Annotated in this window: 13 protein-coding genes; 12 read left to right on the forward strand and 1 reads right to left on the reverse strand. The window is 56.6% G+C overall.

The window, feature by feature from the left end:
- The first annotated feature begins 177 nt into the window (after positions 1-177).
- From ACUXV1_RS16285 to speB, 12 genes are all read left to right on the forward strand, one after another.
- Positions 178-777, forward strand: a complete 600-nt coding sequence (locus ACUXV1_RS16285) for a GspH/FimT family pseudopilin (protein ID WP_081862667.1) — start codon at positions 178-180, stop codon at positions 775-777.
- Positions 774-1,265: a type IV pilus modification protein PilV gene (gene pilV / locus ACUXV1_RS16290; protein ID WP_194427173.1), complete on the forward strand. Its 492-nt coding sequence runs from the start codon at positions 774-776 to the stop codon at positions 1,263-1,265. Before ACUXV1_RS16285 ends, pilV begins: the two co-directional genes overlap by 4 nt.
- Positions 1,265-2,218, forward strand: coding sequence for a PilW family protein (locus tag ACUXV1_RS16295; protein ID WP_194428025.1), 954 nt, complete (start codon positions 1,265-1,267; stop codon positions 2,216-2,218). The genes pilV and ACUXV1_RS16295 overlap by 1 nt, the downstream gene beginning before the upstream one ends.
- Positions 2,215-2,769, forward strand: a complete 555-nt coding sequence (locus ACUXV1_RS16300; protein WP_081862664.1) for a pilus assembly PilX family protein — start codon at positions 2,215-2,217, stop codon at positions 2,767-2,769. The genes ACUXV1_RS16295 and ACUXV1_RS16300 overlap by 4 nt, the downstream gene beginning before the upstream one ends.
- 17 nt (positions 2,770-2,786) lie before the next feature.
- Positions 2,787-6,680, forward strand: coding sequence for a pilus assembly protein (locus tag ACUXV1_RS16305; RefSeq protein ID WP_194427172.1), 3,894 nt, complete (start codon positions 2,787-2,789; stop codon positions 6,678-6,680).
- Positions 6,681-6,691: 11 nt separating this feature from the next.
- Positions 6,692-7,096 (forward strand): type IV pilin protein, encoded by a 405-nt coding sequence (locus ACUXV1_RS16310; protein WP_194427171.1) that lies wholly within the window; start codon positions 6,692-6,694, stop codon positions 7,094-7,096.
- Positions 7,097-7,234: 138 nt separating this feature from the next.
- Positions 7,235-7,735 (forward strand): D-glycero-beta-D-manno-heptose 1-phosphate adenylyltransferase, encoded by a 501-nt coding sequence (gene rfaE2 / locus ACUXV1_RS16315; protein WP_194427170.1) that lies wholly within the window; start codon positions 7,235-7,237, stop codon positions 7,733-7,735.
- Positions 7,732-8,697 (forward strand): biotin--[acetyl-CoA-carboxylase] ligase, encoded by a 966-nt coding sequence (locus ACUXV1_RS16320; protein WP_446016085.1) that lies wholly within the window; start codon positions 7,732-7,734, stop codon positions 8,695-8,697. Before rfaE2 ends, ACUXV1_RS16320 begins: the two co-directional genes overlap by 4 nt.
- Positions 8,694-9,410 carry a type III pantothenate kinase gene (locus ACUXV1_RS16325; RefSeq protein WP_203389444.1) on the forward strand — a complete coding sequence of 239 codons (717 nt, stop codon included), beginning with the start codon at positions 8,694-8,696 and terminating at the stop codon, positions 9,408-9,410. Before ACUXV1_RS16320 ends, ACUXV1_RS16325 begins: the two co-directional genes overlap by 4 nt.
- Entirely contained in the window at positions 9,407-10,222 is an 816-nt protein-coding gene (locus tag ACUXV1_RS16330) for an SPOR domain-containing protein (RefSeq protein WP_114152663.1), read from the forward strand. The genes ACUXV1_RS16325 and ACUXV1_RS16330 overlap by 4 nt, the downstream gene beginning before the upstream one ends.
- Before the next feature lie 146 nt (positions 10,223-10,368).
- A complete protein-coding gene (locus ACUXV1_RS16335) occupies positions 10,369-11,148 on the forward strand; it encodes a YoaK family protein (protein ID WP_043638328.1) in 780 nt (259 codons plus the stop codon).
- Positions 11,149-11,298: 150 nt separating this feature from the next.
- Positions 11,299-12,264: an agmatinase gene (gene speB, locus ACUXV1_RS16340; protein ID WP_114152664.1), complete on the forward strand. Its 966-nt coding sequence runs from the start codon at positions 11,299-11,301 to the stop codon at positions 12,262-12,264.
- A 34-nt stretch (positions 12,265-12,298) separates the two neighbouring features.
- On the opposite strand, the gene ACUXV1_RS16345 is transcribed toward speB, so the two are convergent.
- A complete protein-coding gene (locus ACUXV1_RS16345; protein WP_446016084.1) occupies positions 12,299-12,763 on the reverse strand; it encodes a GNAT family N-acetyltransferase in 465 nt (154 codons plus the stop codon).
- Positions 12,764-12,798: the final 35 nt, after the last annotated feature.

Below are 12,798 nucleotides of genomic sequence, written 5' to 3' on the forward strand. Positions count from 1 at the left end.
CTTGCCAAGCCTCCCCATGGGAGGCTTTTTTGCGTCTGCGAGGCGCTCAGGATCCAGATCGGTAGCCCGTAACTTTCGGTAAGCATGCCGCTCATCTCCGCGGTACATGCGTTTGTCGCTTGGGTTTGCTGGTGATATAGCGATGTCGTAGGATGAAACAAGCAAAGGAGAGAGATAGTGTCAGCCCGCCAATCCCATAAGGGATTCACCTTGATTGAAATGATTGTGGTATTTGCAGTTGCCGCAATCCTGCTTGCTATCGCCGTGCCGTCCGTTATCAATTTTGTTCGCGCAAATCGTATTTCTGCTGCGGCAAACGATTTGATGCAGACCTTTCTTTCTGCTCGGAGCAACTCGGTCAGAACTGGGGTTCCGGTTGTGATCTGTGCTAGTCAGAGCAATGGTGGCTGTAATGCAAGTAGCTGGAATATGGGGTGGGTGGCTTTTGTGGACTTGAATCAAGATAACGCTTTAGCTGTCGGTACTGCATTACCGTTTGGTAGTACGGCAGCTTCCGGTACGACTGATTTGATTGTATTAAGACAATCTAATATCAGCTCTTTGTTGCGCTTGAGCGTGTCAGGTGCTTCTACGGTAACTTCTTATCGCTACGTACCTACAGGCCGAGTTCAGATGTACAACGCTAGTTGGACAACACCGGGAAATTTGATCATCTGTGATGATTCAGCAAATGCAAGTATCGCTCGCAAGCTGGTCTTCTCTACGTCAGGCCGCCCCATGGTGGCCTCACTGAATAGTGGTGAAAGTTGCCCATGAATTATGCCAAAAGAGAGATGTCTCGATTGCGTTGTCGCGGATTTACGTTGCTGGAAGTTTTGGTGTCCATTGTGATTCTGGCTTTTGGTTTGTTAGGTATTGCGGGTCTGCAATTGAACAATCTCCGGTATTCCGCCTTGAGTGCTAGCCGGGCGCAGGCGAGCCTGCTGGCGGAGCAGATGGCGGAACGCATTCGCAGCAATCCAAGTGGGGCGTATGGTGTTGCGGCCTCAGGTACTGTGGCCAATTGTTATACGGCAAGCTGCACCGTAGCGCAGAGAAAAGATTTTGATTTGACGGAGATACAAGCATTGGCAGTGGATCCGACTCGTGGTGGACTGTCTAGTGGGACCGTTTCGGTGGCAGCAGCGTCCAGTGGTTTTACGATCACAGTTAGCTGGAGCGAGCGCGGCGGCTTCGCTGGGGTGGGCGCAGCACAGGCATCTGCGCAAGCGGCACAGCTGCAATTGTTTGTGAGGCCAAATTAATGGCGAACCGCGTGCCAAGTTCCAAACAGTTGGGTCTGACACTGATTGAGCTGATGATTGCGATTACGATTGGCTTGATGGTGTCATTGGCCGTCGCCAGCTTGTATTTGTCTAATCAACAGACTAACAAGGCTCAGGCCGGTCATGCTCAAATGCAGGATAACGGTCGTTTTGCTATGGCCCAGATTGGCCGTCTAGTTCGGCAAGCGGGTTTCTATGATATTTTGGGCGGCACTTTTTCCGCAAGCGGAACATGGACGGTCTCAATGGATGCCAGTGGCAATTGGGCTATACCCAGCCTTCAAGCAAGTCAAGTTTTGTCCGCCAGCAATGATGTAACCGTGACTTCATTCAACGCGTCAAATGCTTTATCGGTTCTAAATGGCGTCAAGTCCGATCAATTTACCATCACCTTTATGACGGGGCCTCAAGCCAGCACAGGGAATGCTACTCCTGATTGTTTGGGTAATAGTGTTACATCAAAAAATACAATAGTGTCGAATCGGTTTTATATCGATGTGAATACGATTAGCGGGGTGACTCGTCCATCGCTGATGTGTGATGTGCTTTGGAATGGAGTTGCTCCCTCCGGAAGTAATTTGGCGACTGGCGTGGTCGCCGATAATATTGAGCGTATTCAGATTCTGCTTGGCGTTGACAGTACTGGTGATGGTGTCGCGGATCAGTTTTCTCCCCCAAGCGCAAGTATCGACATGACTCAGGTTGTTGCCATGCGGGTGGCTTTGTTGGCGCGCACCGATCCAGTGTATGGTCAGCTGCGCGCAGAGCCCGCAGCATTTAATATGTTTGGTTCAAACTATGTAGTGGGCACCGATACCGGTTCTGTTGTCAATCCTTTGGCTAGTTCTACTGTTGCTTGCGTTGCTGCGACACCCTGTTGGTCGCGCCGAGTTTTTGAGTCGACTTTTACGTTGCGGAACCGAATACCATGAAGTACCAAGTAGCTCTTCAATCCCAACGGGGAGTGACCCTTGTGGTGACTTTGGTGTTCTTGGTCGCGCTGATGCTAGTGGCGCTTTCGGCCTCCTATTCTTCCGTGCAGGAGGAGCGCTTTGCACGTAATGGACGCGATTTTATTCTGGCAGCGGAATCAGCAGAGGCAGCGCTACGGTTTGCTGAAAATCAAGTGACGATAGGCCAGATCCGGGGACGTTATGGTTTTGTCGATTGCACAACGGCGAGTTCCGCCAATGGTCTATGTCTTCCATCCGCAAGCGGCCCGATGCATGTACTGCTAAATAGCCGTTTGAGTAGTGCGACAGATACGGTGACCAAGGCGATAGATAGCAGTAGTTGGAGCCCACCCAGTGCCAGCTTGCAGGCGCCACGTTATGTGGTTGAGGTATTTCCCGCAATCAAGCCGGGCGAAGATCTGACTGCTCAAACGGGTGGGCAAAGTGTGCAGTACCGAATTACCAGTCGCGGTTTCGGTATGAACCCGCAAATTAATGTCACGCTTGAAAGCGTGTACCGACCCTTTTGATAGTGGGGTAATGAGGCATGGCGCTAAGTGGCAAGTTGTTAAGAGGGCTGGGGTTTTGCGGTTTTTGGCTGGCTTGGCCTGCTGCCGCAGCTATTAGTGTGTCACAAGTGCCTCTAGCGGGGGTGGGGGGGCGCTATGGCCCCAATGTATTGCTGGGCTTGTCGGTAGAGTTTCCTACAGCTGGGGAAGCTTATACTAATCGGACTTTTGATAGCACGGAATTGAGCAAGGACCATAAAGGGTATTTTGATCAGTACAAGTGTTATGCCTATCAAGCGGGGTCAGGTTCTACACCGGGGTACTTTTATCCGGTATCTCTGGTGAATAACGCGACGAATCGTACCTGTAGCGGTAGTAATTGGAGCGGTAGCCTTTTGAACTGGGCGACGATGTCGGCGATTGATGTTTTTCGACAGACCTTGACTGGGGGCAATCGAGCTTTAGGAACCAGCGGTACAGCGACAGATTATACCGCGGGAGATACGGCCAGCCTGACCGTGTTGCGCGGCGCCCGGATTGTTTCTGGACAAAACCAGGGTTATGGTTTCAATACTGTACGCAAGCTAACGACCAATGTTTCGTCATTGAGTCCATATAGTTATTCGCAACTGAGATTTACCAGCCTTAACTGGTCCACTACGGTGGAGGGCTCTAACAATGGCACCACTTGGACTACTTTGGGTACGTTCAATGTGATGGCTAAGGTGTGCACTACAGTTAGCGGTGTGAGCAATTCTCAATACTCGAGCTTAGGTCTGACTTCGAAGTACGGTAATGGTATAGAAGATAACTGCACAGGGTATGGAAGTAATTATAAGCCGGAAGGTTTAATTCAGCAGTACGGCGGGGATATGCGCTTTAGTGTATTTAGCTATTTGATTGATGCTAATTACAATCGTGATGGTGGGGTGTTGCGAGCGCGAATGAAATATCCTGGCATTTCTTCCTCATCAACGTCTGCGACGACCTCCTCCAATATTTTCACCTTAGGGGCTGAATGGAGTAATGTCAATGGGGTGTTTGCGGTAAATCCTGATGTTACAGATGCTACCGGCAGTAGTGTTGCTAATAGCGGGGTGATTAATTATTTGAATAAGTTTGGTGATAATAATGGCTATAAAACCTACGACCCAGCCGCAGAGCTCTATTATGCTGCTTTGCGTTATTTTCGTAAAATAGGTAATTACTCTGCTTATAGTGGTAGCTTGACTGCTGCGATGAAGGATAATTTTCCAGTTATAACGGACTGGGATGACCCTATTGTCAATTCATGTCAACAGAATTTCATTATTTATATTGGTGATACCAATACCCATGGTGATGTGGATTTGCCCGGTTCCGCTTGGCCCGTGCCGAGTGGTAATCAGACGTCACCTTTGCGACCACCCAATGACGATGCCGCGTCCAATATGGGGTCACCGCCTGTGAGTGGTAGTGGCTCAGGGGTTACCGCGTGGACAAACTCCATTGGCAATCAGGAGGGTGTGAGCAATCTGTCCAGTATCAATACCGGTTCGACTAATTCGCCGCCATTTATCGCTGGCTTGGCCTATTGGGGAAATGTCACCGATTTGCGCCCGGACCTGACCGGCAAACAAACCGTTAATGCTTTCATGATAGATGTAGTGGAAAATGGGAATGCAAAGACCCAAACTACCAACCCATTTTATCTGGCAGCAAAATATGGTGGCTTTACTGACACCGATGGTACGCAGACACCAGGTACCCGATCAGAATGGACAAGTGATCCTAGCGGGGCAACCAGTATCGCTGCGTACCCTAATGGTGTTCCTAAAAATTTCGCCCAAGCTAGTGATCCCTCTCGGATGACCACGGCTTTGCAATCTGCGTTTGCTTCGATTTCCGCGGCAACTGATCCGACGCTGGCTGGTTTGTCGACTACTTCCAGCGGCTCTCAAGTATTTTCTTCTGCCTATGTGTTCCAGTCATCATTTGACTCGACTGACTGGCATGGCGATCTAATCGCTTATCAGATTGTCCAGGCCAATGCGTTTTCCGCCCCGACGCTAGTACAGGACTCGAGTCATGGCTGGCGAGCGAAAAATACTCTGGAGACACAGCTAAACAGTAATTTGGCTGGCCGCACAGTGTTGACCTACGACGTTGCCGCACGCTTGGGTGCGACTTTCAACAGTGCTTGGTTTAGCGGTTTGGCGGCGACAAATGCACAGAAGCTTGCATTGAACAGCACAGACGCTCAAGGGGCTGCCCGAGTCAGCTACCTGCGTGGTGACAAGACGAATGAAGCGACAGGTTCATCACCGCAGTTTCGTCCTCGAAACTATCGCTTGGGTGATATCGTCAATTCATCCCCGGTTTATATGGCTGCCCCCGCTCAGGACCCCGCAGACTGCGCGTTTGCGGCAAACAGCAGCACGCAAGCGACTGACCGTGCCGCCATCTTTTCGCGACCAGCGATGGTAATGGTGGCAGCCAATGATGGCTTCCTGCACGGTTTCGATATGAGCGGCAACGAACGGTTTGCTTATCTACCTGGTGGGATTTTCGCTAATCTACCTAGCCTGACCTCCCCATCTTATGTGCATCAGTATTACAACGACGGCACGCCAAATGCCAGGGATGTCTGTTTTACTTTATCGTCATCTGGCTCGGCGCTGACTGTTGCTGAGGCTCGCACTGTGGTGGTGGGCACAACTGGGGCGGGAGGCAATAGTGTCTATGCGCTTGATATTACCCTGCCAGGTAGTATGGGGGCGTCCAGCGTATTGTGGGAGTTCACGAGCGCAGATGATCCCAATCTGGGACAGACAATTGGAAATCCACAAATCGTCAAACTACAGAATGGTCGCCCGGCGGTAATCTTCGGTAATGGCTACAATCAGACAGGTAGCGGTGGCTTGGCATCCATTTTCGTTTTGTATCTAGATAAAGCACAAGGAGAAGCTTGGGCGAGAGGAAGCAATTATTTTCGCATTGATGTTCCCAATCAGTCAGGGCAGAGCGTGAGTCCAAATGCCATGGGCAGCCCGACGGCAGTGGACACTACAGGCGACGGCATGGTGGACTTTGTTTATGCTGGTGATATCAACGGCAATTTATGGAAGTTTAATCTGAATTCGGCCACCCCTTCCAGCTGGGGCATCTCTGCTTGGGGAACTGCGGGCAACTACAACAGTGTCTGCTCCTCGGCATGTCTGCCGCTGATCTCCGCTTATTCAGTTACCACCTCCGGTTCGACTCAGGCATTGGGGGTGCGTCAGCCGATCACGGCGGCCCCGGTGGTCACCCGGGATAGTCAGAAAGGCTACTTGGTGTTGTTTGGTACTGGCCAGTTCTTATCCGACAGCGATCGCACTGTGGGGACTCAGGCTTTGTATGGAGTACGCGATACTGGGCTTGCCTTAACTAATCCAATTACCGGCAGTCTGTTGCAGCAGACCATAGGCTCTCAACTGAGCGGCACAGTAGGGGGGACCTTCAACGCTACCTCGTCCACGGCAATGAGTAGTAGTAGCAATGGTTGGTATATTCAATTGACGGCCAATGAGAGAGTGGTGGCTAAGCCGCTGCTGAGGGGTACCAAGACTGTGCGTTTTAATAGCATCATTCCGGATTCTACCGGTTGTACCAATGGCGGGACATCCTGGGTGACCGAGGTTAATATATTTAGTGGAGGTATGAGCTCGACCCCTGTGTTCGACACCAATGGCGATGGCGTGATCAACAGCAGTGATCAGGCTGCCGGCCGATTCCGGCCAGGAGACAGCAGTGGCGTGACGGGAGGGACTCCTTTGAGATTGATCGATCAAAACGGCTATGAGTGGATTTGCACAGCAGGTTCAGGCGGCAAGGGCGGCTGTGTCCGAGTCAATACATTTAGTGGTTCTTTCGGCCGTTTATCCTGGCGGGAAATCATTCAAACTTGGTAGGGGTATTCTTGATGGCGACGAGGCGTTTGGCTGGGTTTACCTTGATTGAGATGATGATTGTGGTAGCTATTCTCGGTATTGTGGCGGCAATCGCCTATCCGTCATATAGCAGTTATGTCATGCGCGGGAGGCGGGCTCAAGCTGAGTCCACCATGCTGCAGATGGCGCAGGAGCAGGAGCGTTGGTTCACAATGAACAATAGCTATAACGCTTCACAGTCCAGTGCAACGGTAGATATCTCGTCCGGAGTCTCTGCATACACTATCAGTACGGCCCTCCAGTCTTCTGGTACTGCGTTTACCATTACAGCAGTACCCAGCGCGACTTTGCAAAATGACTCTTGCGGGAATTTGACATTAGATAATTTAGGCAATAGAGGGGCCGCCAGCGGCACGGTAGCCAATTGCTGGCGTTAAAGTAGGTGTTGCGGTTGGGGAAGTGGCGCCGCGAATGGTATCCTTGGTGGCATTTCAATTATAGGGATGCTGTCCGCAGGGTGTGCGTGTGTGTTGACCTACGCTGCTCGGGCCCACCAAATTGTCTCAGGGAAACGAATGTCGTATCCGGCCCCATTGTTTGAAAATAAGATCTGCAGTGCAGAGCAATTGCAACAAAAGCTGGCGGCCTTGCCGCGCCCCATTGTTTTTACCAATGGCTGCTTCGATATCCTGCACCGCGGGCATGTGACCTATCTGGCGCAGGCGCGCGCCTTGGGCGCCAGCCTGGTGCTGGGTCTGAACACCGATGCTTCGGTGCGTCGCCTGGGCAAGGGCGACGACCGGCCCATCAATCATCAGGACGACCGAGCGGCGGTATTGGCCGCGCTGGAAAGCGTGAGCCTGGTGATCTGTTTCGACGAAGACACCCCGGCGCAATTGATCGAGCTGGTGCGTCCCGACGTGCTGGTCAAAGGCGGCGATTGGACACCGGATAAAATCGTCGGCAGCGCCGAGACGCTGGCGCGAGGCGGCTCGGTGCATTCCATACCTTTCCTGTTCGATACTTCCACCACAGCTACCTTGCACAAGATCCGGGCCAACGAGGCCAAGCAGTGAGCGAGCACGCTTTCGCGGTGTTGCGCCGTCTCGCCGACGGTCGCTTCCATTCCGGCGAGGACATCGCCGGCGAATTGGGATGTTCCCGCACCCTGGTCTGGCAAGCGGTGCACGCCATTCAGCAGGATTTGGGCGTCACCGTGTTCAGCGTGCGCGGCCAGGGCTATCGCTTGGCGGCGCCGTTTGAATGGCTGGACGTGGCGGCTATCCGCGATGGCCTGGACGAAGCGGCTGCGGACACCTTCACGCTGGCGGTGGCGGAGCGTACGGATTCCACCAATTCCCAACTGTTGGCGCGCGCCGCCAGCGGCGGCTTGCATGGCTTGGTGTTGGCGACGGAGCTGCAAACAGCCGGCCGGGGCCGGCTGGGGCGACGCTGGCAAGCTCGGCTGGGCTCGGGCCTGACCTTCTCCCTGCTGTGGCGTTTTGACCGAGGTCTGTCCCAGCTGGCCGGGCTTTCCTTGGCAGTGGGGGTGGCCTTGGCGCGGACGTTGCGGCGCTTGGGCGCGCCGGTGGCCTTGAAGTGGCCGAACGATGTGTTGTTGGACGAGCGCAAGCTGGCCGGCATCCTGATCGAGCTGTCCGGCGATGCGCTGGGGCCGACCGCGGTGGTGATTGGCGTTGGCATGAATGTGAGCGATCCGGGCAAAGTGGACCAGCCGGTGGCCTTTTTGGCCGAGGCTGGCGTCAAGCTCCCGCGCAGCGCGCTGCTGGCGGAGCTGCTGAACGAATTGCACCGCGTGCTGAGCGATTTTGACCGCCATGGCTTTATGCCTTTGCGCCAGGAGTGGATGAGTTTGTCCGCGCATCAGGACGCGCCGGTCTGTTTGAGTTTTTCCCATGGCGATCCGGTACAGGGCATAGCCCGAGGCGTGGCTGAGAGCGGCGCCTTGCTGGTGGACACCGTCGACGGGATGAAGACCTATCACGCCGGCGAGGTCAGTTTGAGGAAGCTGGCATGAAGTTGTTGATCGACGCCGGTAATAGCCGGGTCAAATGGGCGGTGCATGATGGACGCGGCTGGTTGGCGCAGGACGCGGTGGAGCACTGCGAGATCGCCAGCCTGGCAGAAGTCTGGCGGCAATGGCCGATTACGGCAGCCTGGGGCGCGTCGGTGGCCCGCGACGAGGTGGCTAAAGCCTTGGCGGCGGCGGCGCCCTGCCCCTTGCGCTGGGTGCGCGCGGAGGCGGGTTTCGGCGATGTGCGCAATGCTTACCGCAATCCGGCCGAGCAGGGGGCCGACCGCTGGCTGGCGGTGCTGGCCGCGCGGCAACTGCATCAGGGTGATGTGATCGTTGCCTGCGCCGGCACCGCTTTGACCGTGGAAGCCTTGACGGCGGAGGGCGAATATCTGGGCGGGTTGATTGTGCCCGGATTGAATCTGATGTTGAGCAGCCTGGCGCGGAACACCGCTAATTTGGACCGCTCCGCCGGTGTGGTGACGCCGTTCCCGCAAGGGACCGAAGACGCCTTGGCCAGCGGCGCGGTATACGCGCTGACCGGCGCGGTGGAAGCCCAGCGCCGGCAATTGCAAGCGCGCACCGGACGCGCCCCGGTGCGGGTGCTGCTGACCGGCGGCGACGCCGCGAAGTTGGCGCCTTGGCTCGCCGGGCCGGTCGAGATCGTGGATAATCTGGTGTTATTGGGCTTATTAAGAGTGGCCGACAAAAAATGAAGTGGTTTCTAGCCTTGGTCGTGGTGCTGAATTTGTTGGTGGCGATGTATGGCTCGTTCAAGCAGCGTCCGCCGGCGGATGTGCGGGCGCAGGAAGTGAGCCCGGAGTTGGTCAAACTGCTGCCGGCCAACTGGAAGCCGAACGCCGCCTCCGCGCCGGCCGCCTCCGCTCCTGCGGCGGAGCCTTTGCGCGAATCCTCCGCGCCCAAAGCGGACAAGCCCGCAGCGGCCAAGAAAGCTCAGGAAGCGTCCGCGCCGAAAACAGCGGCGGCCAAAGCGGAAGCCGCCAAGCCTGAACCGGGCAAAGCGGACGCCAAGCCCGAAGCGGCCAAGCCGGCGGAAACCGCAGCGGCTTGCTTGCAATGGGGGCCGCTGGATGAAAAGCTGCTGGCCAGAGTCAAGGGCGGCGTGCCTCAACTCAAACTCAAGGCCGGCCAGTTGAGCGAAGCCAGCAAGGAGGAGGCCGGCGGAGGCGGGCGCTTCTGGGTCTATTACCCGCCGTTGGCGACCCAGGCGGAGACTTCGACGCTGTCGTCGGAGCTGAAAGGCAAGGGTTTTGACAACTACATCGTCAAAAGCGACGATTTCAAAGGCCACCTGTCGCTGGGCCTGTTCGGCAAGGAAGAGGCGGCCAAGGGCTTGGCCGCGCGACTGAAGGCGGCGGGTTACGACAAGGCGCTGGTGCAGCAAAAGGGGCAGAAGGCGAGCAAGACCACGCTGAGCTTCAAGACGCTGGACGCGCAGCAGGCCGACAAGCTCAAGGCGCTGCAAAAGCGGCTGACCCCGGGAATCGGCCTGAAATCCTGCGGATGAGGCGGCTAGTCTTGATCTGACTGCTTGCCAGCGCCGACGCGGCGATGCACTATCAAGCATCGCCCGCGGCAGGGCGCAGGCGCAGTGTCTTCATTTCTCAGATAGCGGCGGCCATTGGCCGCCGTTGTTCATTCTGTCAGCAGGATATGTCCAGACGAACCAACATCACCCGGCTGTTGGACCGGGGCCGTTTCAACGACCACACCTTGCGGCATTTGGGATGGTCCATGGCCTTCATCGCCGGCGCGCTCAACGCCGGAGGCTTCCTCGCCGTGCACCGCTACACCTCGCACATGTCCGGGATCGTGTCCGGCATGGCCGACGAGTTCGCGCTGGGCGAGGTGACATTGGGCTTGTCCCTGCTGGTGATGCTGCTGTGCTTCATCGCCGGCGCCATGCACAGCTCCTGGCTGATTCTTTGGGCGCGCCGGCAGCGGCTGCGCGGCGGCTACGGTGTGTCCATGATGGAGGAGGCCGGCCTGCTGCTGTTGTTTGGCTTGCTGGGGGCCGCGCTTTCTTTGCACAAGGGTTTTTTCACCCCATTAACCGTGATGCTGCTCTGCTTCATCATGGGCATGCACAACACCATCGTTACCAAGCTGTCCGGCGGCCTGTTGCGCAGTACCCACATGACCGGCATCGCCACCGACATCGGCATAGAACTGGCCAAGCTCAGCTACTACGGCCGGGAAAGCATGCCCAAGGTCAAGGACGTGCGCGCCAACCGCGTCAAACTGCGCACTTATTTGCTGATCCTGCTGTCGTTTTTCGGCGGCGGCGTGGTGGGCGCGCTGGGCTTCAAGCATATGGGATACAGTTTCACCCTGCCGCTGGCGCTGCTCTTGTTTTTGCTGGGCTTGCGCCCGGTCTGGTACGACGTTCGGCTGCGTTTCCGGTTGTGGCGCATCCAGCTGGAAAGCCATTGATTCGATTGGCTCTTGTGCGGGCGCGCGCATCGCGGCAAACTCCGGGGTTCCGCCCCAAGGGGGGCGGCAGCCTCAAGCCGTCGGCTGTGCAAGATGGACGGTAATCGTCGGGACGCCTGGGCCCGGCGTACTCTCTCGCGGAGAGTATTCATGAGCGAAACCATTTTCGGCGACGGCGCGATCCGCCGTCAGGGCCTATACGGCTCTTCCATTGAAAACACTTATGCCGGCGTGCTGTCCTTCATGCGCCGCAACTATAGCCGCGACCTGACCGGCGCCGACGTGGTGGTGTCCGGCATTCCGCTGGACCTGTCCACCACGTTCCGCTCCGGCGCGCGTCTGGGCCCGCAGGCTATCCGCGCCGCCAGCGTGCAGCTGGCCGAGTTGAGTCCCTTCCCCTGGGGCTTCAATCCCTTCGACGACCTGGCCGTGATCGATTACGGCGATTGCTGGTTCGATGCGCACAATCCGTTGACCATCAAGCCCTCCATCATCGAACACGCGCGCACCATCCTGGCCTCCGGCGCCAAGATGCTGACTTTCGGCGGCGACCACTTCATCACCTACCCGCTGCTGATCGCGCACGCCGAGAAATACGGCAAGCCGCTGGCGCTGCTGCATTTCGATGCTCACTGCGACACTTGGCCGGACGATGAACCAGATAGCCTGAACCACGGCACCATGTTCTACAAAGCGGTGAAAGAGGGTTTGGTTGATCCTGAGAAATCGGTGCAGGTGGGCATCCGTACCTGGAACGACGACTTCATGGGCATGAATGTGCTGGACGCGCCCTGGGTACACGATAACGGCGTGGATGCCACCATCGCGCGCATCAAGGAAGTCATCGGCGACAGCCCGGTTTACCTGACGTTTGACATAGACTGTCTGGACCCGGCGTTTGCGCCGGGCACCGGTACCCCGGTTCCGGGCGGCCTAAGCAGCGCCCAGGCCTTGAAGATCGTCCGCAATCTGGGTGATTTGAACATTGTCGGCATGGATGTGGTGGAAGTGGCGCCCGCTTATGACAACAGCGAAGTGACCGCCATCGCCGCCGCGCATTTGGCCTGTGACATGCTGTGCCTGATGCGCAACAAGAAGCTGGCCGGCACGCTGTAAGCAAGCTTTTCTGCATGTAAGGACGCCGCTCTCATCAAGCGGCGTTTTTACTTGTGCGGCACCAGGACCACGCGCGCGTCGGTATGGTCCCCTGCTCGCGCCGCAGTTCCATATAGCGTTCCCCGTCGCGTAGCTCGGTGAAGCCCAGCCGGCGGTAGAAGGGGCGCGCGTCGCGCGACACCAGCAGGAGTCGGCGCAGTTGCTGTAGATCGGGGTGGGATAGCGCCGCCTCCATCAAAGCGCGCCCGACGCCCAGACGGCGGGCCTCGGCCAGCACGAACACATCAGACAGATAAGCGAAGCTAACGTAGTCAGTGACGATGCGGGCAAAACCCAGTTGCCGCTGCCCGCTGTAGGCGCCGAACACCAGAGAGTGCTCGATGGCCTTGTCCAACTGCGCCCGAGTCAGGTTTTGCGCCCAGTGGGTCTGGGTCAGGAAGCGCAGAATCATGTCGCGGTCCAGCCGGCCGCGCTCGCAGCTGATCTCCAGGTGGGCCATGGCGGCTCCGTGCGATGAAGGCGCCGCCAGTATCC

The sequence above is a fragment of the Chromobacterium sp. W521 genome (genome assembly GCF_052805975.1).